Origin of the sequence: Anoxybacillus ayderensis (genome assembly GCF_000833605.1) — a bacterium.
Lineage (GTDB): Bacteria > Bacillota > Bacilli > Bacillales > Anoxybacillaceae > Anoxybacillus > Anoxybacillus ayderensis.
This window is the reverse complement of the sequence record NZ_JXTG01000001.1, coordinates 121,803-145,956: the sequence shown is the minus strand read 5'-3', so window position 1 is coordinate 145,956 and position 24,154 is coordinate 121,803. Positions and strand designations below refer to the sequence as shown.

At 45.0% G+C, this 24,154-nt stretch carries 26 protein-coding genes and 1 other annotated feature; all 26 genes read right to left on the bottom strand.

What is annotated here, in order from left to right; translation table 11 throughout:
• Window positions 1-54: 54 nt before the first annotated feature.
• The 26 genes from JV16_RS00770 to mraY all read right to left on the bottom strand — a co-directional run bounded on the left by JV16_RS00770 (window position 55) and on the right by mraY (window position 24,141).
• Complete coding sequence (locus JV16_RS00770) at window positions 55-1,347, bottom strand: solute carrier family 23 protein (RefSeq protein WP_042533811.1); 1,293 nt, start codon at window positions 1,345-1,347, stop codon at window positions 55-57.
• Between the two features lie 119 nt (window positions 1,348-1,466).
• Window positions 1,467-2,003: a bifunctional pyr operon transcriptional regulator/uracil phosphoribosyltransferase PyrR gene (gene pyrR / locus JV16_RS00765; protein WP_021094892.1), complete on the bottom strand. Its 537-nt coding sequence runs from the start codon at window positions 2,001-2,003 to the stop codon at window positions 1,467-1,469.
• A gap of 306 nt (window positions 2,004-2,309) precedes the next feature.
• A complete protein-coding gene (locus JV16_RS00760) occupies window positions 2,310-3,221 on the bottom strand; it encodes an RluA family pseudouridine synthase (protein ID WP_021094891.1) in 912 nt (303 codons plus the stop codon).
• Complete coding sequence (gene lspA, locus JV16_RS00755) at window positions 3,196-3,687, bottom strand: signal peptidase II (RefSeq protein WP_075039019.1); 492 nt, start codon at window positions 3,685-3,687, stop codon at window positions 3,196-3,198. The genes JV16_RS00760 and lspA overlap by 26 nt, the downstream gene beginning before the upstream one ends.
• Window positions 3,688-3,759: 72 nt before the next feature.
• On the bottom strand, window positions 3,760-6,513 hold the full coding sequence (gene ileS / locus JV16_RS00750; protein WP_021094889.1) for an isoleucine--tRNA ligase: 2,754 nt from the start codon (window positions 6,511-6,513) through the stop codon (window positions 3,760-3,762).
• Between the two features lie 47 nt (window positions 6,514-6,560).
• Window positions 6,561-6,776 (bottom strand) — a binding site (T-box leader).
• A gap of 44 nt (window positions 6,777-6,820) precedes the next feature.
• A complete protein-coding gene (locus JV16_RS00745; protein WP_009373553.1) occupies window positions 6,821-7,324 on the bottom strand; it encodes a DivIVA domain-containing protein in 504 nt (167 codons plus the stop codon).
• 62 nt (window positions 7,325-7,386) lie between these two features.
• Window positions 7,387-8,160: a YlmH family RNA-binding protein gene (locus tag JV16_RS00740; RefSeq protein WP_042533807.1), complete on the bottom strand. Its 774-nt coding sequence runs from the start codon at window positions 8,158-8,160 to the stop codon at window positions 7,387-7,389.
• Complete coding sequence (locus JV16_RS00735) at window positions 8,160-8,432, bottom strand: YggT family protein (protein WP_026011805.1); 273 nt, start codon at window positions 8,430-8,432, stop codon at window positions 8,160-8,162. Before JV16_RS00735 ends, JV16_RS00740 begins: the two co-directional genes overlap by 1 nt.
• Before the next feature lie 2 nt (window positions 8,433-8,434).
• Window positions 8,435-8,857, bottom strand: coding sequence for a cell division protein SepF (locus tag JV16_RS00730; RefSeq protein ID WP_021094886.1), 423 nt, complete (start codon window positions 8,855-8,857; stop codon window positions 8,435-8,437).
• Between the two features lies 1 nt (window position 8,858).
• On the bottom strand, window positions 8,859-9,542 hold the full coding sequence (locus tag JV16_RS00725) for a YggS family pyridoxal phosphate-dependent enzyme (RefSeq protein ID WP_021094885.1): 684 nt from the start codon (window positions 9,540-9,542) through the stop codon (window positions 8,859-8,861).
• A 4-nt stretch (window positions 9,543-9,546) separates the two neighbouring features.
• On the bottom strand, window positions 9,547-10,350 hold the full coding sequence (gene pgeF, locus JV16_RS00720; RefSeq protein ID WP_021094884.1) for a peptidoglycan editing factor PgeF: 804 nt from the start codon (window positions 10,348-10,350) through the stop codon (window positions 9,547-9,549).
• 69 nt (window positions 10,351-10,419) lie between these two features.
• On the bottom strand, window positions 10,420-10,662 hold the full coding sequence (locus tag JV16_RS00715; protein WP_021094883.1) for a YlmC/YmxH family sporulation protein: 243 nt from the start codon (window positions 10,660-10,662) through the stop codon (window positions 10,420-10,422).
• A 104-nt stretch (window positions 10,663-10,766) separates the two neighbouring features.
• Entirely contained in the window at window positions 10,767-11,546 is a 780-nt protein-coding gene (gene sigG, locus JV16_RS00710; RefSeq protein ID WP_021094882.1) for an RNA polymerase sporulation sigma factor SigG, read from the bottom strand.
• A 65-nt stretch (window positions 11,547-11,611) separates the two neighbouring features.
• Window positions 11,612-12,331: an RNA polymerase sporulation sigma factor SigE gene (gene sigE, locus JV16_RS00705; protein ID WP_009373545.1), complete on the bottom strand. Its 720-nt coding sequence runs from the start codon at window positions 12,329-12,331 to the stop codon at window positions 11,612-11,614.
• A gap of 48 nt (window positions 12,332-12,379) precedes the next feature.
• A complete protein-coding gene (spoIIGA, locus tag JV16_RS00700) occupies window positions 12,380-13,273 on the bottom strand; it encodes a sigma-E processing peptidase SpoIIGA (RefSeq protein WP_042533805.1) in 894 nt (297 codons plus the stop codon).
• Between the two features lie 138 nt (window positions 13,274-13,411).
• The gene (gene ftsZ / locus JV16_RS00695) at window positions 13,412-14,533 is read right to left on the bottom strand and encodes a cell division protein FtsZ (RefSeq protein ID WP_021094880.1); all 1,122 of its coding nucleotides are present in this window, start codon (window positions 14,531-14,533) and stop codon (window positions 13,412-13,414) included.
• A 28-nt stretch (window positions 14,534-14,561) separates the two neighbouring features.
• Window positions 14,562-15,842 carry a cell division protein FtsA gene (gene ftsA, locus JV16_RS00690; protein ID WP_021094879.1) on the bottom strand — a complete coding sequence of 427 codons (1,281 nt, stop codon included), beginning with the start codon at window positions 15,840-15,842 and terminating at the stop codon, window positions 14,562-14,564.
• Window positions 15,843-15,922: 80 nt separating this feature from the next.
• A complete protein-coding gene (locus JV16_RS00685; protein WP_021094878.1) occupies window positions 15,923-16,282 on the bottom strand; it encodes a small basic family protein in 360 nt (119 codons plus the stop codon).
• 5 nt (window positions 16,283-16,287) lie between these two features.
• Entirely contained in the window at window positions 16,288-16,947 is a 660-nt protein-coding gene (locus JV16_RS00680) for a DUF881 domain-containing protein (protein ID WP_042534023.1), read from the bottom strand.
• A 68-nt stretch (window positions 16,948-17,015) separates the two neighbouring features.
• Entirely contained in the window at window positions 17,016-17,708 is a 693-nt protein-coding gene (locus JV16_RS00675; protein ID WP_021094876.1) for a DUF881 domain-containing protein, read from the bottom strand.
• Window positions 17,692-18,471, bottom strand: coding sequence for a cell division protein FtsQ/DivIB (locus JV16_RS00670; protein ID WP_042533802.1), 780 nt, complete (start codon window positions 18,469-18,471; stop codon window positions 17,692-17,694). The genes JV16_RS00675 and JV16_RS00670 overlap by 17 nt, the downstream gene beginning before the upstream one ends.
• A gap of 131 nt (window positions 18,472-18,602) precedes the next feature.
• Window positions 18,603-19,511, bottom strand: coding sequence for a UDP-N-acetylmuramate dehydrogenase (murB, locus tag JV16_RS00665; protein ID WP_042533800.1), 909 nt, complete (start codon window positions 19,509-19,511; stop codon window positions 18,603-18,605).
• Window positions 19,512-19,551: 40 nt separating this feature from the next.
• On the bottom strand, window positions 19,552-20,643 hold the full coding sequence (gene murG, locus JV16_RS00660) for an undecaprenyldiphospho-muramoylpentapeptide beta-N-acetylglucosaminyltransferase (protein WP_042533798.1): 1,092 nt from the start codon (window positions 20,641-20,643) through the stop codon (window positions 19,552-19,554).
• Between the two features lie 56 nt (window positions 20,644-20,699).
• Window positions 20,700-21,800, bottom strand: coding sequence for a stage V sporulation protein E (gene spoVE, locus JV16_RS00655; protein WP_143249209.1), 1,101 nt, complete (start codon window positions 21,798-21,800; stop codon window positions 20,700-20,702).
• Between the two features lie 32 nt (window positions 21,801-21,832).
• Window positions 21,833-23,170 carry a UDP-N-acetylmuramoyl-L-alanine--D-glutamate ligase gene (murD, locus tag JV16_RS00650; RefSeq protein ID WP_021094873.1) on the bottom strand — a complete coding sequence of 446 codons (1,338 nt, stop codon included), beginning with the start codon at window positions 23,168-23,170 and terminating at the stop codon, window positions 21,833-21,835.
• Window positions 23,167-24,141, bottom strand: coding sequence for a phospho-N-acetylmuramoyl-pentapeptide-transferase (mraY, locus tag JV16_RS00645; RefSeq protein ID WP_021094872.1), 975 nt, complete (start codon window positions 24,139-24,141; stop codon window positions 23,167-23,169). Before mraY ends, murD begins: the two co-directional genes overlap by 4 nt.
• Between the last annotated feature and the right edge of the window lie 13 nt (window positions 24,142-24,154).

The following is a 24,154-nucleotide window of genomic DNA, read 5'->3' as shown; positions in this document are numbered from 1 at the left end:
GATTTCCTCGCTCACACCTTTGTAAGCCTCGCTGGACTTCTTTTAAAAGGTGTGTTATGCAACATCGTGTGTTTGTTCAAATACGCTATCGCTAACTTTCGGACGGCCTGGCAAGATGAGGTTTAAGACGATGCCTGTTATCGCGGCAAGCGCCATGCCGTGCACTTCAAATTGTTCCGATACTTTCACGACCGCATCGCCAATTCCAATGACGAGAATGACTGATGAGATCACTAAGTTTCGCTTGTCGCCAAAGTCGATGTTGCTGTCGACAAGCATGCGTAAACCAGAAGAGGCGATAATGCCGAACAATAAGATCGACACGCCACCCATGACTGGTGTCGGAATCGAACTAATGAGCGCCGTCACTTTTCCTAAAAATCCGAAGGCGATGGCGAGCACAGCTGCGCCAGCTAACACATATACGCTATATACGCGCGTAATCGCTAATACACCGATGTTTTCTCCGTATGTCGTCTTCGGTGGACCGCCGATGAGAGCTGAAATCATCGTCGCTAATCCGTCACCGAGAATCGAGCGGTGTAACCCCGGCTCTTTAATGTAGTCGCGGCCGACCACTTTACTTAACACAAGCTGATGACCGATATGTTCAGATAACGTGACGATGGCGACAGGGACCATCAAAAGCACAATATCGAGCGTCACGCGCACATCGTAATGAACGAACGGCAATAAGAAATCTGGCATTTCAATCCATTTTGCTTTCGCAACCCCGGATAAATCAACGACGCCAATGGCTAACGCGTACACGTAACCGACGATAATTCCCATGAGTACAGGGACGAGGCTAAACATTCCTCTTGATAAAATCGAAAACATAATTGTTGCGGCAAGCGTGACAACTGCAACAGAAAAGTGCGTCAAACTATATTTTCCATCTGGACCGTTCATCGCCATGCTGACAGCGACGCTTGCTAATCCTAATCCGATGACGATAATGACCGGGCCGACGACGATCGGCGGAAGTAAATTCATAATCCAACGATAACCTGCTTTTTTAATCGCTAAAGCGACGATGCCGTATACAAGCCCTGCTAAAAAGCTTCCGATCATCGCTGCTCCCGATCCGCCTGTTGCTTTCGCCGCAATAATTGGCGTAATGAACGCAAACGATGAACCGAGGTAAGCAGGCACTTGCCATTTTGTAACGATTAAAAAGGCGATTGTGCCAAGTCCGCTTGAAATAAGCGCCATCGCTGGACTTAATCCGACTAAGTATGGCACTAAAATCGTGGCGCCAAACATCGCAAATAAATGTTGTAAACTAAGCGTCATAAGCTGCCCAAAAGAAGGGACATCTTTTACATCTAAAACCGGTTTGTTCATTTTCTCTCTCCCTTTCTATTTTAATAAAAAACCCTCTTTGTCCGTACGAAGGCACAAAGAGGGTATAGGAAACGAATCCCCTTTGTCAGCCTCGCTGGACTGCCTTTAAAAAGGGTGCTTTATTCATGTATGCTCACTTGATCGATGTCATCGACTTCTTTTAATTCGACGACGATCATTTCCGCGCTCGATGTCGGAATGTTTTTGCCGACGAAATCGGCGCGAATCGGTAGTTCGCGATGACCGCGGTCAACGAGAACGGCTAGTTGAATTTGCGCTGGGCGACCGAGATCCATGACGGCATCCATCGCTGCGCGCACCGTTCGTCCTGTAAATAACACATCATCGACTAAAATGACTTTTTGATTTGTAACGGAAAACGGGACGTCCGTTCCTTTCACAAGCGGTTCACGGTCTTCTGTTTTGACCGTTAAATCGTCCCGGTATAATGTAATATCTAACTCACCGACCGGAATCGATGTTCCTTCAATTTGTTCAATGCGTTCGGCTAATCGTTTCGCTAAGTAAATGCCGCGCGTTTTAATGCCGACGAGCACGCAGCCATCAATGCCTTTATTGCGCTCAATAATTTCGTGAGCAATGCGCGTTAACGCGCGCCGAATGGCTTGTTCATCAAGGACAACTGCCTTTTGCATCGTCTCACCTCCATATCAGAAAAGCACAAAGCGCCCGCCTATCGGCGAAGAGTGCACAAGCCCCACCGAGGAGGCTGTCGCCGCCACAGTGTGGGGCGGAGCAACTCGAGCCGATGGCGCTTGGAGCTAGACAGCTCTGCAAACTGAAAATTTTATACTTTCTTGATCACAAAAACCCTCTCACCGCTTGGCGAGAGGGTACATGTAGGCATACGTCACCTAAATCCGACACCTTCTCAGCCTCACGGGACTGAATTTAAAGGTCTTGTTCACTTGAACTCATTGTACGTTTCTTTTTTTGTTTTGTCAACGATTATTTCGCAACATATCGAGCAAGCGCTCAAATTCATGAGGAAGCGGCGCTTCAAACTGCAAATATTCGCCTGTGCGCGGGTGATGGAACCCTAATACGCCAGCATGAAGCGCTTGTCCGTCAATCGGCAACGTTTTGCGCGGACCGTATTTCGGATCTCCAGCAAGCGGGTAGCCGATATATTTCATATGAACGCGAATTTGATGCGTTCGCCCTGTTTCGAGTTGACATTCGACGTACGTATAATGTTCAAATCGTTCAAGGACGCGAAAATGCGTCACCGCTTCTTTCCCGTTTTCAACGACCGCCATGCTTTGTCGGTCGCGCGAGTCGCGTCCAATGGGCGCATCGATCGTTCCGTAATCGTGAGGGATGACGCCATGAACGATCGCATGATATTTCCGCGTCACCGTTTTATTGACAAGCTGATTGACGAGCGACTCATGGGCGAGATCGTTTTTTGCAACCATTAATAAGCCCGACGTATCTTTATCGATGCGATGAACGATGCCCGGGCGCAATACGCCGTTAATCCCTGAAAGATCTTGACAATGAGCAAGCAACGCATTGACGAGCGTTCCGCGCATATGACCGGGCGCTGGATGAACGACCATGCCGCGCGGCTTATTGACGACTAATACATCAGCATCTTCGTAATAAATGTCGAGCGGAATCGGCTCAGGCTCGACATCTAACGGCTCGGGATTTGGAATGGAAATGACGACTTCATCATCGACATGGCATTTGTAGTTCGGTTTTACTGCTTTTCCGTTGACGAGCACGTGTCCTTCTTTTAGCCATTGTTGCACTTGGGAACGCGACCATTGTTCATTTAAGCCAGCGATAATTTTATCAATGCGTTCCCCGTCATGTTGTTCTTCAATCGTTAGTTGAATTTGCTCCATCGCTCATTCCCTTTCGTTTTTTTTCTTCCATCCATGTTTGGATAAACAAAAGCGCCACGCCAACCGTTAATGCGGCATCGGCGACGTTAAAAATCGGAAAGCTGTAATCGAAAATATACGTATGTACAAAATCGACGACTTCTTTTCGAAACACGCGATCAATAAAGTTGCCGATCGCTCCGCCAAGCATAAGCCCAAGAGCAACGCCAAATAGCCGCTCTGTTGGCTTCAAGCGCTGAATATATACGATAATCCCTATGACGACGACAATCGTAATCAAGTAAAATAACCAAAATTGTCCTTGCAACATGCCCCATGCCGCCCCGCGATTACGATGAGACGTCATATATAACACGTTTTCGATGACCGGAATGCTTTCCCCTAATTCCATATAGCGAACGACGAGCCATTTCGTCCATTGATCGATGACAATGACGACAAAAGCAAGCAAATAATATAACATCATACCCCTCCAAAGCGAAATTCTTTTTCATTTTATCATAAACAATCCCCCCTTAAAAGAGAGGGGGGATGTCGGTTATTGCTTGACAATTGCCGCACAACGTGGACATAGCTCTGGGTGGTTGGCATCTTCGCCGACCGTCGGTGTCACGACCCAGCAGCGCGCGCACGTTTTTCCTTCTGCTTGTTTGACGACGATTGCTGTTTTTGTAAATGTTTGCGCCTCGCTCGGGGCATCCGCAAACGTTCCACCGATCGAAAACGCGGAGACGATTAATAGCTGTTTCATATCTTCTTCAATCGAATCGATGAGCGCTTTCGTTTCGTCTGTTGGATATAAAATGACGTGCGCAGTGAGCGACTTACCGATGAGTTTTTCATTGCGCGCCACTTCTAACGCTTTTAACACTTCGTCGCGCAACTCCATAAACGCATCCCATTTTTTAACGATGCGATCTTCATCATCCATATGCACCGCTTCTGGCATATCGACAAGCTGCACACTTTCTTCTTTCACGTGCGGAATGTATGACCATACTTCATCTGCCGTATGCGGTAAAATTGGCGCAACAAGTTTCGTTAACGCCACAAGCGTTTCGTATAGCACCGTTTGAATCGAGCGACGTTCATGGCTATTTGCCGCTTCAATGTACAACACGTCTTTCGAGAAATCGAAGTAAAACGCGCTTAAATCAACGGTACAGAAGTTGTTCACTTCATGGTAAATGGTCGCAAACTCATACGTTTCATACGCTTGTTTTACTTTTTCAATTAAACGATTCAGTTTAATGAGCATATAGCGATCGACTTCGCGCAATTCATTTATCGCCACGCGCTCTGCCGGGTTGAAATCGAATAAGTTACCGAGCATAAAGCGGAACGTATTGCGAATTTTTCGATACACTTCGGCAACTTGTTTTAAAATGTTATCAGAAATACGCACGTCTGCTTGATAATCGACAGAAGCAACCCAAAGGCGCAAAATGTCCGCACCGAGCTGCTCCATCACTTTTGCCGGCACGACGACGTTGCCGAGCGATTTGCTCATTTTCCGTCCTTCGCCATCTAATACGAATCCGTGACTTAAAACGCCTTTATACGGCGCTTTTCCTGTCACCGCCACCGCTGTGGAAAGCGATGAGTTAAACCAACCGCGATATTGGTCGGAACCTTCTAAATAAAGATCAGCTGGGCGTTGTAAATCCGCGCGTTCTTCCAACACCGCTTGATGAGAAGAACCGGAGTCAAACCATACGTCCATAATGTCCGTTTCTTTCGTAAAGCGTCCGTTCGGGCTACCTGGATGCGTAAACCCTTCTGGAAGTAAGTCTTTTGCTTCACGTTCAAACCAAACGTTAGAACCGTATTGGCGGAATAAGTTCGATACATGTTCAATCGTTTCGTCTGTAATAATTGGCTCGCCATTTTCCGCATAAAAGACAGGGATCGGTACACCCCATGCGCGTTGGCGCGAAATGCACCAGTCACCGCGATCGCGAATCATGTTGTGGATGCGAATTTCACCCCATGCTGGCACCCATTTCGTTTCTTCAACCGCTTGCAACAGTTGCTCGCGAATTTTATCGATGGATGCAAACCATTGCGCCGTCGCACGGAAAATGGTCGGTTGCTTCGTCCGCCAATCGTGCGGATACGAGTGTGTAATAAACGATAGTTTTAACAAGGCGCCTACTTCTTGTAGTTTTTCCGTAATCGCTTTGTTCGCCTCATCGTAAAACATGCCGGCAAATCCTGGCGCTTCTTCTGTCATATAGCCGCGCTCGTCAACTGGACAAAGCACACCTAAGCCGTATTTTTGGCCGACGATAAAGTCGTCTTCCCCGTGTCCTGGAGCCGTATGAACGCAACCTGTTCCAGCGTCCGTTGTGACGTGTTCGCCACAAATGACGAGCGAATCGCGGTCGTAAAACGGATGTTTCGCCACGACGTATTCAAGCTCGCTTCCTTTGACTGTTTTTAATACTGTCACATGTTCCCAACCAATTTCTTTTTGTACGGATGAAAGCAACTCGGATGCAACGACATATTTACGACCGTCTGCTTCAACGACGCTATATTGCAGCTCTGGATGAACAGCGATGCCTAAGTTCGCTGGAATCGTCCATGGCGTCGTCGTCCAAATGACGATATGTTCATCGCCATCAAGCACACCTTTTCCGTCTTTCACAGGAAAAGCGACGTAAATAGACGGCGACCGTTTATCTTTATACTCAATTTCTGCTTCCGCAAGCGCTGATTCGCTTGATGGAGACCAATATACCGGTTTTAACCCTTTGTAAATTAACCCTTTTTTCGCCATTTCGCCAAACACTTTAATTTGTTGTGCCTCGTATTCTGGCGTTAACGTAATGTAAGGATTGTCCCAGTCGCCGCGCACGCCAAGTCGTTTAAATTGCTCGCGCTGACGGTCAATTTGCTCATATGCATATTGCTCACATAATTTCCGAAATTCAGCAACGCTCATTTCTTTTCGATTGACGCCTTTATTTTTCGTAAGCGCCGTTTCGATTGGCAGCCCGTGCGTATCCCACCCCGGCACGTACGGTGCACAATAGCCGCTCATCGATTTATAGCGAACGATGAAATCTTTTAAAATTTTATTGAGCGCATGACCCATATGAATGTCACCGTTTGCATACGGCGGTCCGTCATGTAGCACAAACAACGGACGATCTTTCGTGCGCTCTTGCACTTTACGGTAAATGTCCATCTCTTCCCATTTTGCTTGTATTTGCGGTTCGCGTTGCGGAAGATTGCCACGCATCGGGAAATCAGTCTTTGGCATCAGTAACGTATCTTTGTAATCCATGATGTGAAAACCTCCTTTTATGTAAATAAAAAAACCTTCTCATGCCCAAAAGGGACGAGAAGGTCTCGCGGTACCACCCTTATTGACTATGTTTCCATAGTCCACTCGACATTCGTAACGGGAATGACGCGCCGCGTCCTACTACTCATTCGGCACGGAACTCCGGGGTGATTTTCATTCCTTCGCTTATGCCGAGCTTCCACCGCCCTCGACTCGCTGAAATAAGCTGTTGAAAGAACTACTGTCCCCTTCATCGTTTTTCTTATATAACTGTAATCGATATTATAGGCAATAACAACGCCGCTCGTCAAGACTCTGCTATTTCTTGTATTTCTTCATCATCGAGCTTATAATCTAATAAATGATCCCAGTCACCGTTGTTTAGCATATCAAGCTGTGCTTCAATTAACATTTTAAAACGATTGCGGAACACTTTCGCTTGACGCTTTAATTCTTCCACTTCCATCGCAATTTTTCGCGTTTTTGCAAGCGCTTCGCTAATGATGCGATCCGCGTTTTTCTCCGCTTCTTTAATGATGAGCTTCGCTTCTTTTTGGGCGTTTCGCTTCACTTCTTCCGCCGTTTCTTGCGCGATTAAAATCGATTTATTTAACGTTTCTTCAATATTTGTAAAATAGTTGAGCCTTTCTGTCAGCTCTCGCACTTTTTCTTCAAGCTGTTTTTTTTCACGCAAAATCATTTCGTAGTCTTTAATGACTTGATCTAAAAACTCGTTTACTTCATCTTCATCATATCCGCGAAAGCCTCGGCTAAATTCTTTATTATGAATATCTAACGGCGTTAACGGCATGTGGCCCACCTCCATCTTATGTACGTATGTGTCATTCGACATGTTTTGCGAAAATCCTGCTTTTATTTTGCTTTTTCGACAACGATGCGCCATTTTTCTTTTTTTGTTTGACCAGCAATCGCTTGTAGTCGGCAACGACCGTACCCGCGCAGCGACAATAAATCGCCTTCTCGGCATTCCATATGGGCTTGGTCAACCGTTTTCCAATTGACTTTCGCGAAGCTTTGTTCAATAAGCGCTTGTGCTTTTTGGCGCGATATGCGGAAACATTGCGCTAAAATGGCGTCCAGCCGCAAAGACGAAACGGTCAACGTCTCTTCCTCCCATTCTTCTTTCACATCAAGAAGTTCAGAGAGCAGTTGTTCTTCTAACGATACTTTTGCTTTTCCGATCGAAGTGACGTTCATTTTTACAAACGGTGCAATTTCTTTGGCGATGACAAACTGAATGACACCTTCAACGATGACGATATCCCCAAACTTTTCACGCTTTACACCGAGCGACAACAGAGCACCGAGCACATCGCGATGCCCGAGCGTCACAAACTTTTTCGGGTAGCGAACGGAAAACAACGATAATTGAAAATCATCTTCATTCGGTTGCAAGTACGGCGGGTATAGTAGTGCACGCTTTCGCTCTACAGACGATGAACCGCCAAAAAAAGCAACGTGCACTTCATCGTGATTGCCGACAATCGAGCGGACAATTTGTTGTTCACGCGGAGTTAAAAAATCTGTGAGTTTCGGAGCATATTGTTCCGTCACGAGCCGCTTCCATTCGCAAACGAGATCAATAAAATGATGCTCTTCCTTTCGAAAATGTTGATAAATGTCCATTACAACCCTCGACTGACCATATCTACTAATCCATAAACTCCTGCCGTCGCAAAGCGTAAAACGAGCAAGGCGACGATCGGAGAAATGTCGATCATGCCAATCGGCGGAATAAAGCGGCGAAACGGCTCTAAATACGGCTCGCAAATATTGGCGAAAAATTGTCCCACTTTCGTTTCGCGCGCATTCGGAAACCAAGACATTAAAATGTAAATAATAATCGCATACGAATATACTTCAATGACTGTTGCTAAAAAGTTTGCAATTGTATACAAATTTACCACCTCTTTATCGTCGGTTCATCGTCAGAAACAACGGAAATCGAGCCGCTTACATCGACATTATCTGGCGTGCATAAAAAAATCGTAGATCCGACTTGTTGAATGTCTCCGCCAATCGCATATACCGTTCCGCTTAAAAAGTCAACGATGCGCCGCGCTTGGTCACGATCGACACGATGAACGTTGACAACAACGGCACGCCGATTTTTTAAATGGTCGGCAATTTCTTGTACTTCGGCATAAGCGCGCGGTTCAAATAAAACGAGCTTGGACGATTTTTGCACGCTTTGTAAACTGACGACGTTTTGCTTTTGTTCTACTTTCGGTTGCTGGGCGACTTCTTCTTGTTCATATTCATCTTCTTCCCATTTTTCTTCATCTAAATCAAAAAAGTCGCGAATTTTTTTCACAAATCCCATTTTACTCCACCTCCTCCTCACCAACAAGACATGTACCGAGTCGAAGAAACGTTGCTCCTTCTTCTACCGCAATGACATAATCGTTCGACATCCCCATTGACAATTGTGTACAAGGGGCGTGCGGTAGTTGTTTTTCTTGCACGCGTTCTTTTAGCTCACGTAGCGTCCGAAAACAACGGCGAATCGTCGCTTCATCATCCGTATACGGCGCCATCGTCATCAACCCGACAACTTGAATACGTGAAAAAGCAGATAATGTTTCAATAAACGGCAATACGTCTTCTGGCGCTAATCCGTGTTTTGACTGTTCGCCTGAAACATTCACTTGCACGAAACATTTGATCGTCCGATTCGCTCGCTTGTCGATTTCTTCCGCTAACGACAGACGGTCAAGCGAATGAATGTAATCGACGTCATCAATGATTTGTTTCACTTTTCTCGATTGCAATGTGCCGATGAAATGCCACGTTGCTTCTTTTCCGATCGCTTCGTATTTGTGTAAAAAACCGTCGGCACGGCTTTCCCCTAAATGAACGATGCCCGCTTCGATCGCCTCTTTTGCCCGTGCGATGCTTACGTATTTTGTTACTGCCACAATTTGAACGTCTGATGCGTTTCGTCCTGTTTTTTCACACGCTTCCGCAATATGTTGTTGAATCGTTTGTAAACGTTGTTTAACCGTCATATGATCACCTCCAGCCAATAAGCGCCATCATTCTTCCTGTTTTTCCGCCGTCGCGACGGTGAGAGAAAAATAATGACTGCTCACAGCTTGTGCAATACGATGAAACCGCGATATGCTCGCTCGGAACACCTGCTTGTTGCAGGAGTTGTTTATTCATTTCTTTTAAATCGAGCGCATATTGTCCCTTACTTGTTTCATTATAAAGAGATTGAGGCGAGTTGACTAGCGCCTTTTGAACGAATTCAATGACGCGATCATCGACGACGTAACAACAACGGCCGATCGACGGACCGATGACAACGTGAATATCGCGCGCATCTACCCCTTCTTCGTTCCATCGCTTCACCATTTCTCCTGCGATGTTGTGAACGGTTCCTTTCCAGCCGGCGTGTGCTGCCCCAATTAGCTTTTTACTTGGCGCAAAAAAGTAAAGCGGAACACAATCCGCAAAACAAAGCGCCAACATGATGTCTCGCTCGCTCGTATACAGCCCGTCTGTATGCGGCAAAGCGGTGTCGTACGTGCGCACGCCTTTTCCCGCATGCTCTTTTGTCACTTTTTCTATATGCACGCCATGCACTTGGTCGGCACATACCCAGCGATCGAGCGAAACGTTCAGTTCGTCCGCTACTTTTTGTCGATTGTGATACACGACGGTTGGATCATCTTGCACGTGCATGCCGACGTTTAACGTCGCAAACGGTCCGGTGCTCACTCCCCCTCGTTTTGTTGTAAAGGCGACGACGACATGTTCCCATTGATCAAATAAAAGCAACGATTCGCTCGCTTGGCGAAATATATCGTTCATGATTCGACATCCTTTGTACAATTTTATCACTTTTTTTCCTATTTTATCACAGCTTGCCGAAAACGTGAATTATTCATCGCTATCTAATCGAACGAGAATGACGTCAGCGCCCACTTTCACAATATCGCGCCACGGAATGACCATTTCATCCGCCCGCCCAAATAAACCGAGCACTTTTCCCGTCCCGATAATAATGATGGCTTCAATTTGACCGGTCGTTAAGTTAATATCGATGTCTCCGATATTTCCAAGCCGCTTGCCGTTTGCGACATTGACGACATCTTTTTGTTGTAATTCAGAAATTTTCACCATGTTTCTCCGCTCCTTTTTCATTTTATGTACTTATATGTATGCATGAGCGAGTTGTTGTAGTCACGGACATAAAAAGCCCCCACCGTTTTTGGTGGAGGCGTCGTTTACCATTGAATGTTTTTATTCATTTGTTTAATGGCGGCTTTTTCTAAACGGGATACTTGCGCTTGGGAAATGCCGATTTCTTCAGCCACTTCCATTTGCGTTTTTCCTTGAAAAAATCGTTTGCGAATAATCATTTTTTCGCGCTCGTTTAAACGGCGAAGCCCTTCTTTCAACGCAATTTCTTCAATCCAATTTGTATCGCGATTTTTCTCGTCGCTCAACTGATCCATCACATAAATCGGATCGCCGCCGTCGTTGTAGATCGGTTCAAAAAGCGAAACAGGATCTTGAATCGCATCTAACGCAAATACAACATCTTCATGAGGCACGTCTAGTATTTTCGCAATTTCTTCTGCCGTCGGTTCTTTTGCTGTTTCGCTCATGATTTTTTCGCGCACTTGAAGCGCTTTATACGCAATGTCGCGCAGCGAGCGGGACACACGAATCGGATTATTGTCACGTAAATATCGGCGTATTTCACCGATAATCATCGGCACGGCATACGTGGAAAATTTCACGTTTTGGCTTAAATCAAAGTTATCAATTGATTTCATAAGTCCGATACAGCCTACTTGAAACAAATCGTCGACATATTCACCACGATTGTTAAATCGCTGAATGACGCTTAATACGAGCCGCAAATTCCCATTAATTAATTTTTCGCGTGCCGATATGTCACCGGCTTGCATTTGCCGGAATAATTCACGCATTTCTTCATTTTTCAGCACGGGAAGTTTCGATGTATCAACGCCGCAAATTTCAACTTTGTTTCTTGCCATGTCTTTCCCTCCTTGCAGGAGATGCTGTCAGCTTTCAGTATCTCCTTCGAAGGGAAAAATATGCATTACATCATTTTGTTAAACTCTTTTCGCAATCGTTTAATAATTCGCTTTTCTAAACGGGAAATGTATGACTGGGAAATGCCTAATAAGTCCGCGACATCTTTTTGCGTTTTTTCTTCTCCTCCAGTTAAACCGAAGCGAAGTTCCATAATTTGTTTTTCTCTGTCACTTAATTGATCGAGTGCGCGAAATAACAAGTTACGATCAATATTTGCTTCTAAATCTTTCGTAATGACGTCATCTTCTGTCCCTAACACGTCCGACAACAACAATTCGTTGCCGTCCCAGTCAATGTTTAACGGTTCGTCAAATGACACTTCGGAGCGCACTTTATTGTTGCGCCGTAAATACATTAAAATTTCATTTTCAATACAGCGCGACGCATATGTAGCGAGTTTAATTTTTTTCTCCGGATTAAACGTATTGACCGCTTTAATTAATCCGATCGTACCGATGCTAATTAAATCTTCAATGTTAATGCCGGTATTTTCAAACTTTCGTGCAATGTAAACGACGAGACGAAGGTTTCGTTCAATAAGTAGCGAGCGCGCGGTTTCATCTCCAGAAGGAAGTTTTTGAAGCAACATTTCTTCCTCCTCTTTTGTAAGCGGTGGCGGCAACGCTTCACTTCCACCGATGTAATAAATTTCGTCCGCTTTCAGCCCTAATTTTTTTAATAGTTTGTACCATACATATGTGAGACGTAATTTGAATAACTTCATAAAAAACCTCCTTCTATTTCAGCACGATCGGCCGTATAATCATAATAATTACGAAGCTTGCGACATCACGATATGCGGATGAACGATGCAGTTGTACTCACCGTCCGCTGACAGCGATGACGGAGAAAAGCCAATGAGCGCTTTTTTGACGGATGTCCATTGTTTTCCGTCCGACCATTGCACTTCGTCTGGCTTGATGGCTACGAGTAGCTGTTGCTCGACGCCAACGGCACGATACGGGACGAAACGTATTCGGCTCACCCATTCGCTCGGGATGTCATCTGTGTACGTCCGTTGTTGAATCATTTGTAAAACAGCTTGAGGGAAGATGTGTGCGAACGGTTGCAGTTCAACGATCATGACCGGCGTATTTGTTAACGGGTCTCGCAATTGATTTCCGCTATCGACTAATCCTTTTAACGATACCGTTTGTCCAACACATGTCACACGCACATGAATGACATGTTCAAACCGCAACTTTTTTTCCCGAATCGTTCCCATTTGCACTTTTGATAGTAGCCATAAAATTGGAAACATGATGATAACAAACAACCAACTAATAGAAGTCGAATGTGTGAGCCATCCGGATGAATAAGGCGTCATTTCACTTTCTAGCAAAAAGTGAAAGGCGACCATCCCTCCGCCAAGCATAAACGTTGCAAAGTAAAAAGCGAGCACATTTTCGATAAAAAAACGAAAGCGATGGAAACCGAAACAAATCCAAACGATGACAAAAGAGATGACGAGTTTCGTTACGAAATGAGATGTCATATAAGCAAAAGGAGTGAATACGAGCAAGACGAGCAGCGAACCGAACAACGCAGAAAGCATAAGTCGCCATAAGCGCACGCGACGCTTCAGCATGATCGCTGCAAGCCATAGCAACATCGCATCGAAACAAAAATTTAATAACCATACGACATCGGCATAAATCAGCGGCATCCCCTCCTTATCTTGAAACATCTTGAAACTAGTATATAGCACTTCCAATAGAAAAGTGTGTCAAACGATGACGTCATTTCTTTAGAGATTTTGTCAAATGATGAATAAAAAAAACGCCCACGAGTCGTGAGCGTTTTTTTAACGGCGACGATTGCGGTTGCGCAAAAAGGCCGGGATGTCGAGCGGATCTTCTACTTGTTGACCGCGCGTTGGCGGATAGTCGACGACTGGCTCTTCTTTTTTCTCGCGCTTGACGCCAACCGTTGGTTTGACAACGGCTTGTCGCGTTGCTTTTGCTTGGTTAACTTCTTCGTTAAATCCTGTCGCAATGACAGTAACGATAATTTCGTCTTTTAAGTTTTCGTTAATGACAGAACCGAAAATCATATTGACATCTTGGTCGGCAGCGGATGCGACGATGTCGGCTGCTTCTTGCACTTCGTACAAGCTTAAATTCGTGCCGCCCGTAATGTTCATTAACACCCCTTGCGCACCGTCGATCGACGTTTCTAATAGCGGGCTTGAAATCGCCTTTTTCGCAGCTTCTGCCGCGCGATTTTCCCCTGTTGCGACACCGATTCCCATCAGAGCGGAACCTTTATTTGACATAATTGTTTTCACATCAGCGAAGTCTAAGTTAATTAATCCCGGCACAGCAATTAAGTCGGAGATGCCTTGTACGCCTTGACGAAGCACGTTGTCTGCTTCACGGAACGCTTCTAACATCGGCGTATTTTTATCAACAATTTCTAATAAACGATCGTTCGGAATGACGATGAGCGTATCGACCGCTTCTTTCATCGCTGCTATACCGCTTGCCGCCTGCATCGCACGTTTTCTTCCTTCGAACGTAAACGGCCGCGTAACGACGCCGACTGTGAGCGCACCTAAATCGCGCGCAATTTGAGCGATGACTGGAGCCGCCCCTGTTCCTGTTCCTCCGCCCATGCCGGCTGTAACGAATACCATATCGGCCCCTTTAAGCGCTTCTTCAATTTGTTCTTTACTTTCTTCCGCCGCTTTTTTTCCTACTTCTGGATTTGCCCCCGCACCTAATCCGCGCGTCAATTTCGCTCCAATTTGCAGTTTAATTGGCGCTTTGGATAAGTTTAACGCTTGGGCATCTGTATTGACCGCAATAAATTCAACACCTTGTACTCCATGTTCAATCATGCGGTTGACAGCGTTGTTTCCGCCGCCGCCGACACCGATTACTTTAATTGTCGCTAACTGATCAACAGTCGTGTCAAACTCCAACATGACATAATCCTCCTAGCCATTCAAATTGTCATTCAAAAAAGTATCCGAAAAATTTCTTTACTTTCTGTCCTAAATGTTCTTCTTTTTGTTTCGGTTTCGCTGGCGCTTTATGCACCTTTTTTTCCGCTTGGAAATCGTTTGCCGCTCCGGAAGAAAGAACAGGGACGTCTCTTCCTTGCAACTTCGCATTTTTATAAGAGAATTGAATTAAACCGACACCGTTTGTATATTGCGGATCGCGCACGCCAATATAATCTGGCATCGCCACGCGAACGGTATGGTTAAATATCGCTTCCGCAAGTTCTAATACGCCCGGCATATTTGCTGTGCCACCAGTCAGCACATATCCGCCAGGCAAGTCGCGAAATCCGCGTCTCCGAATTTCTGCTTGTACCATTTGTAAAATTTCTTCTACCCGTGCCTCAATCATATCGGCAATTTCTAATTGAGTAAATTGTTGATGTTGATCGGTGCCGATAATCGGAACGCTGAATACTTCTTCATCAGAAGCGAGATCGTAAAACGCATGTCCATGTTTTAGTTTAATGCGTTCTGCATCTTCTGTCGACGTGCGCATGCCGATCGATAAGTCTTTTGTAATATGTTCGCCACCGATCGGAAGCACGGTCGTCGCCTGTAAAAATCCTTGTTCAAATACGGCAACTGTCGTCGAACCGCCACCGATATCAACGAGCGCAACACCTAAATTTTTCTCATCTTTCGATAACGCAATCGACGCTGCCGCCAGCGGTTGAAGACATACGTCAAGCACTTGTAATCCCGCTCGTTCTACACAACGAAGCACGTTATGTAAAGCCGTTTTTGATGCGGTAATCATCGTGCCTTCCATTTCTAAGCGAACGCCTAGCATGCCGCGCGGATCGTTAATTCCGTCAAGCCCATCGACGATAAACTGTTTCGGAATGACATCGATAATTTCGCGCTCTGGGGGAATGGAAACGACTTGTGCCGCTTCAATGACGCGCGTCACATCTTCATTTGTAATTTCTTTATTTTCGCTTGATACAGCAACAATCCCGTTGCACGGCTGAAGTTGAATATGATTGCCGTTCACTCCGACAATCGCGCCTTTAATCGTTACGCCGACCATCCGTTCTGCTTGTTCAACCGCTCGTTTAATTGATTGTACTGTTTCATCTATATCAATAATAGAGCCTTTTTTCAGCCCTTGCGATTTCACATTGCCGACACCGATAATGTTTAACTGATCATTGATCATTTCGCCAATGATCACTTTTACACTAGATGTACCGATGTCAAGACTAACATAAAAATCGTTGCTGTTCATTCTGGTGGCACCTCCTTTACAAAATGAACGTTGCTATGTATATCAACACTATATTCCACATTCGAACAGCATTCCCTTTTTTATAAGCGATTTTTTTGGCGGTTTTCTAACCATTTCGTCAGCAAAATTCGGCGGATGACAGCGATGTTTTGAAACAGGCGCACACCGAACGCAAATACAGCTGCTAAATACAAGTCTACACCAAGATGAACACCGAGAAAAGCTAAACTTGTTGCTAAAATAATATTAAAAAAAAATCCAGATACAAATACGTGCTCATCGTAAATATTTTGTAAATGGGCACGAATACCGCCAATGAGCGTATCGAACGCCGCCAGCACAGCGATAGATAAGTAGCTCGAATATTCGCTCGGAATGCGCCAATCCGTCAACAATCCGAGCAGTATGCCGAGCAGTAAACCGAGCAATGGAAGCCACATCCTTTTCACCTCCTAGCCTCTTCGACCGCTTCCATTTGTTTCACACGCACCGCACCATCGTATGGAGAGATGACGACCCGTTGTTGTGGCTCTGAAACGGTAAGGAGCAAATTTTCAAGCGCAAAGTCATCGGCAATGGTTGATGCTTTTAGTCGGTTGTACATTTTTTCAGCATCAGGGGTAATCACTTTTATTTCAATTGGAAAGGAACGAAGCGGATACGAATCAACTTTCGTCACACCGTTAATGTCGCGAATGACCGTTGTGTTAACAAGGCGTTGATCGGCAATCGATATATGTTCAGCTCCGTACATATTTAATTCGTTAATTAGCCGGCGCAGTAAATCTGCGGATATCGTATCGCTAACCGGACCGACGTATGATTCGTCATACATTTGCTCAATATAAAGCACGACCCCTTCACCGACAACTTCTGTCAGTCCCGCTTCTTTTTTCAACTCCTCTACCGTTTGGCGCAAAATAGCCCCTTTATTTTCTGAACGTTGCTGTTCGTATTTTTCTAACGTCTCTTCATATTTTCGAATTTCATTTAACAGCTGTTTATGTAACTCTTGTTCTTTTTGTAAATCTCGTCGTATTTCCCATATGTCACGTGTATCGCGCACATCAGGCTCTTGGCTCGTCTGAAATTGGACCGCTAACATAAAGCCGATAATAAGCGAAACAAACGTAAAATGCCATATCGTTTTTCGCGTCAACGGCGCCCCTCCTTTTATTTTTGCATCATCGGTTCCATCGTCACTTCTGACTTTTCTACAATATCCACAACAATATGATCGCTCGTCAATTGATCTTTGACGCCACCGGCAATCGTTAACGCTGGAATGAGCACGTTCGGATCGCCGATCGCTTGAATGACAAACGGAGCGGGATGCTGTGTCCCATCAATTTCAATGACCGGACCGTTACAAACGATGTACGAACGATGCGATAGTCGCTGCCCGTTAATCGCCACCGCCGATGCCCCTGCAATCCATAGCTCGTTTACAACTTGAAATACGTGTTGCTCATGAACAATATAGTTTGTCGCATTCGCTTCAGAAGGGATGTACGACGCGTCGGATAACGTCACTTCCACTCCTTTTCCTTTTACCTTTACTTTTCCGAGATACATACGCAATCGTTCTGCATCTTCGACGAGGTTAAAATACAATTGTTCTTCGTTTGCTAGCTCTTTTTCAATTTCACGCACGCGTTGTTGTTTGTTAAATAGTTCCGCTTGCAGTTTGCGATTTTGTTCTTGTTGCTCAATTAACTGCTCGCGGTATTCGTACTCTTTATTCCATTGGCGTTCTAGTTGACGGTTAGCTGTTTCTTTTTTTGCCATTTGGTAGGAGAGGACTAACATAAAGCCTAAAACTAAGCAAACGAACGATAAAACGACGTGGTTACCGTTCATTTTCATCTTTTTCATTCCCTTCATCCGCTTCGTACGGCTTGAAATATGTGCTCATCTCTAGATGAAGAACACCTTTTATCCCCGGTTGCAACTGGCTGACAATCGAAGGATAGTGAACGATTTTTTCCGCAAAACGATCAATCGTCGCACTCACTTCTATGCCATCATTCATATAGACGGTAATATGTCTTCGGTCAGATGGGCTTGGGGTGTAATGAATTTCTGAAATGAGGTTTAAAATCGAACTTGGCGTATGTGCCAATTGGGCAGCCATGTCTTGAATAGCCTCCCCTTCTTTCCATCCAATTAAGATGGGGGCATCGCTCGGAATCGCCCGTTTGACATCCGTTAACACTTTTCCATTCTCTAAAATCGGCAGGAACGAATGCTTGTCCAAAATGTAAGCGATGCGCTTTCGTTCGACGATCACGATGTCAATGCGATTCGGAATTCGTTTTTTCACGCTTACTTCTTTCACTTCTGGATGTTGTTGAATGCGCTGTTCGACTTCGTCTTTTTTTACTTTCCAAAAGCTTGTTTTTTTCGTCACACCGCTTAATTGAATGACATCTTGAGAAGCGATATGCCGATTCCCTTCCACGTGGATGACCGCGACATTGCTAAGCGGCGACTGGGCATAAATGACAGCTAACAAAAGCATAAAAAATAGAGCGATATATACAATGAGTAAGCGATTCGCGCGCTGTCTTCGCTGCTCTTTCAACTTCGGTACACGTTCTTCAAGAACAACAACTTTTCCTTTTTCCATTCACTCCACCTCGGTCGATGGACCAAATCAAAATAACAAGAAAACTAACGGTGCACGTCAGCAACCGTTAGTTCATTGTTTCAAAACTTATTATAGCATAATATAGAAAAAATTAGGATGGGGAAAATGTATTACTTCCGCCCAACAATTTCAACTTCTGTTTGCAACGAAACACCGTATAAATCGTAAATGGTTTTTTTCACGTAATCGATGAGCTCGAGCACATCTTTTGCCGTCGCTCCGCCTGCATTTACAATAAAATTCGCATGTTGTTCTGAAATTTTCGCTCCACCGATCGTATAGCCTTTTAATCCTGCTTTTTCAATTAACTGTCCGGCGTAGTGAGGGAGCGGATTGCGGAAAATGCTTCCGGCGCACGGATAGTTCCACGGTTGTGTTTCGCGGCGGTAATCTTTATTTTTTTGCATCGCTGCGACAATTTCGTCGCGGTTTCCTTTTTTCATTTCAAGTGTTGCTGCGACACAAATGCCTTTACGCTTTGTTTGTAAAACGGATGTGCGATACGAAAATTCCATTTCTTCATTCGTCAACCATTCGATCGTCCCGTCTTCAAATAAAATTTGTGCTTTTTTGACGATGCGCGACATATCGGAACCGTGGGCGCCCGCATTCATATATACCGCTCCGCCAACCGAGCCCGGAATACCGCCAGCAAACTCAAGTCCAGACAATCCTTGTTTACTAATGACTGTCGCCAGTTTAATAAGCGAATAGCCACCGCCAACCGTCACTTCTGTCCCGTTTATTTGTAAGTCGTCTAATCCTTCGCCAAGTTTAATGACGACGCCTTCAATGCCTTCGTCTAGCACGAGCAAGTTCGAACCGCGGCCGATCGCACGCCAACGGACGTTATATTTTTTCACGATTTCCATCGTCTTTTTTAAACGATCTATATTTTTCGGCTCAACAAACAAGTCAGCTGGTCCGCCGATTTTCATCGTTGTATGATTTGCCATTCGTTCGTTCTCTTTCACCGTTCCAACGTTTGCTTCAAGCAGCTCTTCACGTAGCTTTTCCAATGGCCTACCTCCTCTACCTCTTTCCTATATCGTATGCAACTTATGAAATCATCTCCACCATGACGCGATATAAACGTTGTGCCGCATCGCGAATGCCTAATTGAAATGCCGCTTCTTTCATTTTTGTCAACGTTTGTTCGTCTAGCAATATGCGATCGATATCTTCAAGCAAGCGCACGCCCGTCAATTCGCCTTCTAAACGGACGATCGCTGCCCCTTTCTTTTCAAGCGCTCGAGCATTTTTTTCTTGATGATTATTCGTCACATATGGGCTTGGGATTAAAATGCTCGGGATGCCGAGCGCTGTAATTTCTGCTAGCGTCGTTGCGCCCGCACGCGCGACGATGACATCGACTCCGGCCAATACTTCTGGCATATTATGAATAAACGGACGAATGATGACGTTTGAAGGATTGCCGACATCGTTCACCGCCTTTATTACTTTATCATAATGAACGTCACCTGTAACATATAAAAATTGGTACGGTTTTTGTTCGACTTGTTGTAGCACTTGTAAAAACGCCTCGTTTATCGGGCGCGCCCCACGGCTTCCGCCAACAATGAGCACCGTCTTTTTTTTCTCATCTAACCCGAGCGATCGTTTCGCCTCTCGCCCATCTTTTCCTACGACTTCTGAAGCGCGCGGGTTTCCAGTTAACACGACTTTTTCATATGGAAAATATTGTTTTGTTTCTTCAAAGCAAATAGCCACTTTATGAACATAACGGCTTAAAAATTTGTTCGTCAATCCCGGAATGCTATTTTGTTCATGGATGATCGTTGGGATACCTAGTTTAGCTGCCGCATACACGACAGGTCCGCACACGTATCCGCCCGTTCCGAGCACAACGTCTGGCTTATATTGTTTTAACAGTTTTTTACACGTGCGCACACTTTTAATAAAGCGAGCGATTGTTTTGACGTTTTCAAAAGATAAACTACGCTTGAATCCGCTAATGTCAATCGGATAAAAAGGAATGTTTTCTCTTGGAACGATCGTACTTTCTAATCCTTTTTTCGTCCCGATATATAATACATCAACGTTTGGGTGTTGTTTTTTCACTTCATGAATGAATGAAAGAGCAGGATAAATATGTCCGCCTGTTCCGCCACCACTAACTACAATTTTCATTGTTTTTCCCCCTCATCGAAAGTAACAGAAGAAGCTGACTTCCATGAAGTCAGCCTTTAATATCGCGCGTAACGGCTAATGTTTAACAAGACGCCAATCGCCATGAGCATAAGCGTCAAAGACGATCCACCATAGCTTAAAAACGGCAACGTAATGCCTGTCACCGGCATTAATCCGGTCACTACTCCGATATTAATCATTACTTGAATGGCAACCATCGCAATAATGCCGACAGCTAAAAAACTGCCGTACAAGTCCGGTGCTCCTAAAGCGATGCGAATGCCGCGCCAAAGCAATAAACTAAACAAAAGCAAAACGAGCGAACCGCCGATAAATCCGAGTTCTTCCGCTAAAATGGCAAAAATAAAGTCCGTTTGCGGCTCAGGTAAGTAAAAAAACTTTTGTCGGCTTTGCCCTAATCCGAGCCCAAATAGCCCGCCCGGTCCGATCGCATAAAGCGATTGAATGATTTGAAAACCGCTTCCTAACGGATCTTCCCACGGGTTTAAAAACGACGTAATGCGCTTCATGCGATACGGAGCAGATAACACGAGCCCAGCAAACCCTGCCAATCCGAGCAAACCGAGAACGACAAAATGACTCATGCGCGCGCCGGCGACAAAAATCATGACGACGCACGTGCCGACCATCACCGTTCCTGTTCCTAAATCGGGCTGCAACATAATCATGCCAAACGCGAGAAAGACGAGCGTCAATGATGGGAGTAACCCTTGTTTAAACGACGCGATTTTTTTTTGATTTTCAGATAAATATTTCGCTAAAAATGCGATCATCGCCATTTTCATAAATTCAGATGGCTGAATGGAAAACGCGCCAACGCCAATCCAGCTTCGCGAACCGTTGCGCACCATGCCGATGCCTGGAATTAAGACGAGGACGAGAAGAATGAAACAGACGATAAGCAACACTTTCGCCCACGTGCGCCACGTCCAATAGTCGATGTTCATGAAAAAAAACATCGCTACAATGCCAACCCCTGCAAACAACAGCTGGCGCTTGGCAAAGAAAAACGAATCATGAAACTTGTAGTCCGCCCAAATGGCGCTTGCGCTATACACCATAATGAGCCCGATCGCCAACAGCGAAAACGTGATGATCATTAACAAAAAATCAGGTGCAGACTTTTTTCCATGCAATGCGGAACACCTCAATTTACTTAAAATTCGTCTTATTTAAGCTTATGCACCGCATGTACAAACATGTCCCCACGCTGTTCGAAAGTTTTATATTGATCCCAACTTGCACAAGCTGGGGAGAGTAAAATCACATCGCCCGGTGACGACCATTCATATGCGGCAAAAGCTGCTTGTTCCACATTATCGACACGTTTCACTTGTTGTATTCCTGCTTCGCGCGCAACACGTTCAATTTTCGGTGCTGTCTGTCCGAACGTAATGACCGCTTTTACATGGTTTAAATACGGCAATAGCTCATCAAATTCATTGCCGCGATCTAAGCCGCCCGCAAGTAAAATGACCGGCTCATGAAAAGCGCTTAACGCTTTTTGTGTCGCTAATATGTTTGTCGCTTTCGAATCGTTATAAAATTTTCGGCCGTTGATTTCAGCAACGAATTGCAATCGATGTGGTACACCTGTAAACGTCTTTAATACGCGGCAAATCGAATCGTTGTCTGCACCTGCTAGTTTTGTTGCCGCAACAGCTGCTAATATATTTTCGATGTTATGCGCCCCTCGTAACACCACATCTTGAATATCGATAATTCGCTCGTCGTGAAAATAAATGGCTCCTTCTTTTACTGTCGCCCCGTATGATAATGGCGTTTTAGCGGAAAACGGCACTTTTTGCGCACGGCTTTTCTCCGCCAATTGCATCACAATCGGATCGTCGGCATTGACGACGGCGTAGTCGGTTTCTGTTTGGTTTTTAAAAATGTTTCCTTTCGCTTCCGCATACGCTTCTTTCGTCCCATGGTAGTCTAAATGCGCATCAAAAATGTTTAACAACACCGCGATGTGCGGGCGAAAGCGAATCGTCCCAAGCAGTTGAAACGAAGATAATTCCATGACGATAACATCATCTTTTGTCGCTTGTTTTGCGACTTCGCACGCGACCGTTCCGATATTTCCGGCGATTAACGGACGCCGTTTCGCTTCTTGCAATATGTGAAAAATGAGCGTTGTCGTCGTCGTTTTTCCGTTTGAACCTGTAATGCCGATAATCGGTGCTTCTGACGTTTCATAAGCAATTTCCACTTCGGTAATGACCGGGATATGTTTGTCAAGCGCTTTTTGTACAAGCTCGTTCGTGTACGGAATGCCTGGATTTTTTACAACGAAATCAAACGGCTCATCAAGCAATTCAAGCGGATGCCCGCCGCATACGAGACGAATGCCAAGCGCTTCTAGCTCCCGTCTTTGTTGTTCACTCGGTTCATTTCGATCATTGACGACGACATCGGCGCCGAGCTCACGAAGCCGTTTCGCCGCTGCCCATCCGCTTTTCGCTAAACCTAATACAAACACTTTTTTTCCGTTATACATCATACCCACACCTCAATATAAATTCCTAAGATGGCAAATAGTAAGCCTACCGTCCAAAACGTCACAACAACGCGCCATTCAGACCAGCCGATTAATTCGTAATGATGATGAAGCGGGCTCATGCGAAATACGCGTTTGCCTGTCGTTTTAAACGAAATGACTTGAATGATAACAGATAACGTTTCGATAACAAATACGCCGCCGATAATAACTAATAATATTTCAAGCTTCGTTAAAATCGCAACGGTGACGATCGCCCCACCAAGCGCAAGTGAGCCGGTATCCCCCATAAACACTTTTGCAGGGTGCGCGTTAAATACGAGAAATCCAAGCACTGCACCGACGACAGCAACGCTAAAAATGGCGATATCGTACTGCCCTTGATTCCACGCCAATACAGCATATGCACCAAACGCGATGGCTGCTGTTCCCGCAAGCAAGCCGTCTAAGCCGTCTGTTAAATTGACGGCATTCGAGCCGCCAACGAGCATAAAAATAATGAGCAAAATATACGCAGCGCCTAAATCAATGGAAGCGTTCGTCCCTGGGATCGAAACGACCGTTGAAATGCTATAGTGTTGAAAGAAAAAGTAAAAGATGAGCGCAATGAGTAATTGCCCTGCTAGTTTTTGTTTGCTCGTTAAGCCAAGGTTGCGCTTCATAACGACTTTAATGAAATCGTCAACAAAGCCGAGCAATCCGTAGCTAATCGTCACAAACAACAATAAGTACGTTTGTGCTGTCCGTTCAAAAAATAGATCGCTCATGACAAATGTCGTGATCGAAAGCGATAGTAAAATCATTAATCCGCCCATCGTTGGCGTCCCTGATTTTTTTTGATGTGATTTTGGTCCTTCTTCACGAATGCTTTGCCCAAATTTTAATCGCCTTAAAAATGGAATGAAAATGGGCGATAATACAACCGTAATAATAAAAGCAAGCCCTGCCGTAAACAAAATGACTTTCTCGTTCATGATCGTTGCCCCT

Excerpts from the sequence above, each read along its gene's own strand:
- JV16_RS00770 (WP_042533811.1), bottom strand. The coding sequence starts at position 1,347 with ATGAACAAACCGGTTTTAGATGTAAAAGATGTCCCTTCTTTTGGGCAG.
- pyrR (WP_021094892.1), bottom strand. The coding sequence starts at position 2,003 with ATGCAAAAGGCAGTTGTCCTTGATGAACAAGCCATTCGGCGCGCGTTA.
- JV16_RS00760 (WP_021094891.1), bottom strand. The coding sequence starts at position 3,221 with ATGGAGCAAATTCAACTAACGATTGAAGAACAACATGACGGGGAACGC.
- lspA (WP_075039019.1), bottom strand. The coding sequence starts at position 3,687 with ATGATGTTATATTATTTGCTTGCTTTTGTCGTCATTGTCATCGATCAA.
- ileS (WP_021094889.1), bottom strand. The coding sequence starts at position 6,513 with ATGGATTACAAAGATACGTTACTGATGCCAAAGACTGATTTCCCGATG.
- JV16_RS00745 (WP_009373553.1), bottom strand. The coding sequence starts at position 7,324 with ATGCCGTTAACGCCGTTAGATATTCATAATAAAGAATTTAGCCGAGGC.
- JV16_RS00740 (WP_042533807.1), bottom strand. The coding sequence starts at position 8,160 with ATGGACATTTATCAACATTTTCGAAAGGAAGAGCATCATTTTATTGAT.
- JV16_RS00730 (WP_021094886.1), bottom strand. The coding sequence starts at position 8,857 with ATGGGATTTGTGAAAAAAATTCGCGACTTTTTTGATTTAGATGAAGAA.
- JV16_RS00725 (WP_021094885.1), bottom strand. The coding sequence starts at position 9,542 with ATGACGGTTAAACAACGTTTACAAACGATTCAACAACATATTGCGGAA.
- pgeF (WP_021094884.1), bottom strand. The coding sequence starts at position 10,350 with ATGAACGATATATTTCGCCAAGCGAGCGAATCGTTGCTTTTATTTGAT.
- JV16_RS00715 (WP_021094883.1), bottom strand. The coding sequence starts at position 10,662 with ATGGTGAAAATTTCTGAATTACAACAAAAAGATGTCGTCAATGTCGCA.
- sigG (WP_021094882.1), bottom strand. The coding sequence starts at position 11,546 with ATGGCAAGAAACAAAGTTGAAATTTGCGGCGTTGATACATCGAAACTT.
- sigE (WP_009373545.1), bottom strand. The coding sequence starts at position 12,331 with ATGAAGTTATTCAAATTACGTCTCACATATGTATGGTACAAACTATTA.
- spoIIGA (WP_042533805.1), bottom strand. The coding sequence starts at position 13,273 with ATGCCGCTGATTTATGCCGATGTCGTATGGTTATTAAATTTTTGTTTC.
- ftsZ (WP_021094880.1), bottom strand. The coding sequence starts at position 14,533 with ATGTTGGAGTTTGACACGACTGTTGATCAGTTAGCGACAATTAAAGTA.
- ftsA (WP_021094879.1), bottom strand. The coding sequence starts at position 15,842 with ATGAACAGCAACGATTTTTATGTTAGTCTTGACATCGGTACATCTAGT.
- JV16_RS00685 (WP_021094878.1), bottom strand. The coding sequence starts at position 16,282 with ATGTGGCTTCCATTGCTCGGTTTACTGCTCGGCATACTGCTCGGATTG.
- JV16_RS00680 (WP_042534023.1), bottom strand. The coding sequence starts at position 16,947 with ATGTTAGCGGTCCAATTTCAGACGAGCCAAGAGCCTGATGTGCGCGAT.
- JV16_RS00675 (WP_021094876.1), bottom strand. The coding sequence starts at position 17,708 with ATGAAAATGAACGGTAACCACGTCGTTTTATCGTTCGTTTGCTTAGTT.
- JV16_RS00670 (WP_042533802.1), bottom strand. The coding sequence starts at position 18,471 with ATGGAAAAAGGAAAAGTTGTTGTTCTTGAAGAACGTGTACCGAAGTTG.
- murG (WP_042533798.1), bottom strand. The coding sequence starts at position 20,643 with ATGAAAATTGTAGTTAGTGGTGGCGGAACAGGCGGACATATTTATCCT.
- murD (WP_021094873.1), bottom strand. The coding sequence starts at position 23,170 with ATGATGTATAACGGAAAAAAAGTGTTTGTATTAGGTTTAGCGAAAAGC.
- mraY (WP_021094872.1), bottom strand. The coding sequence starts at position 24,141 with ATGAACGAGAAAGTCATTTTGTTTACGGCAGGGCTTGCTTTTATTATT.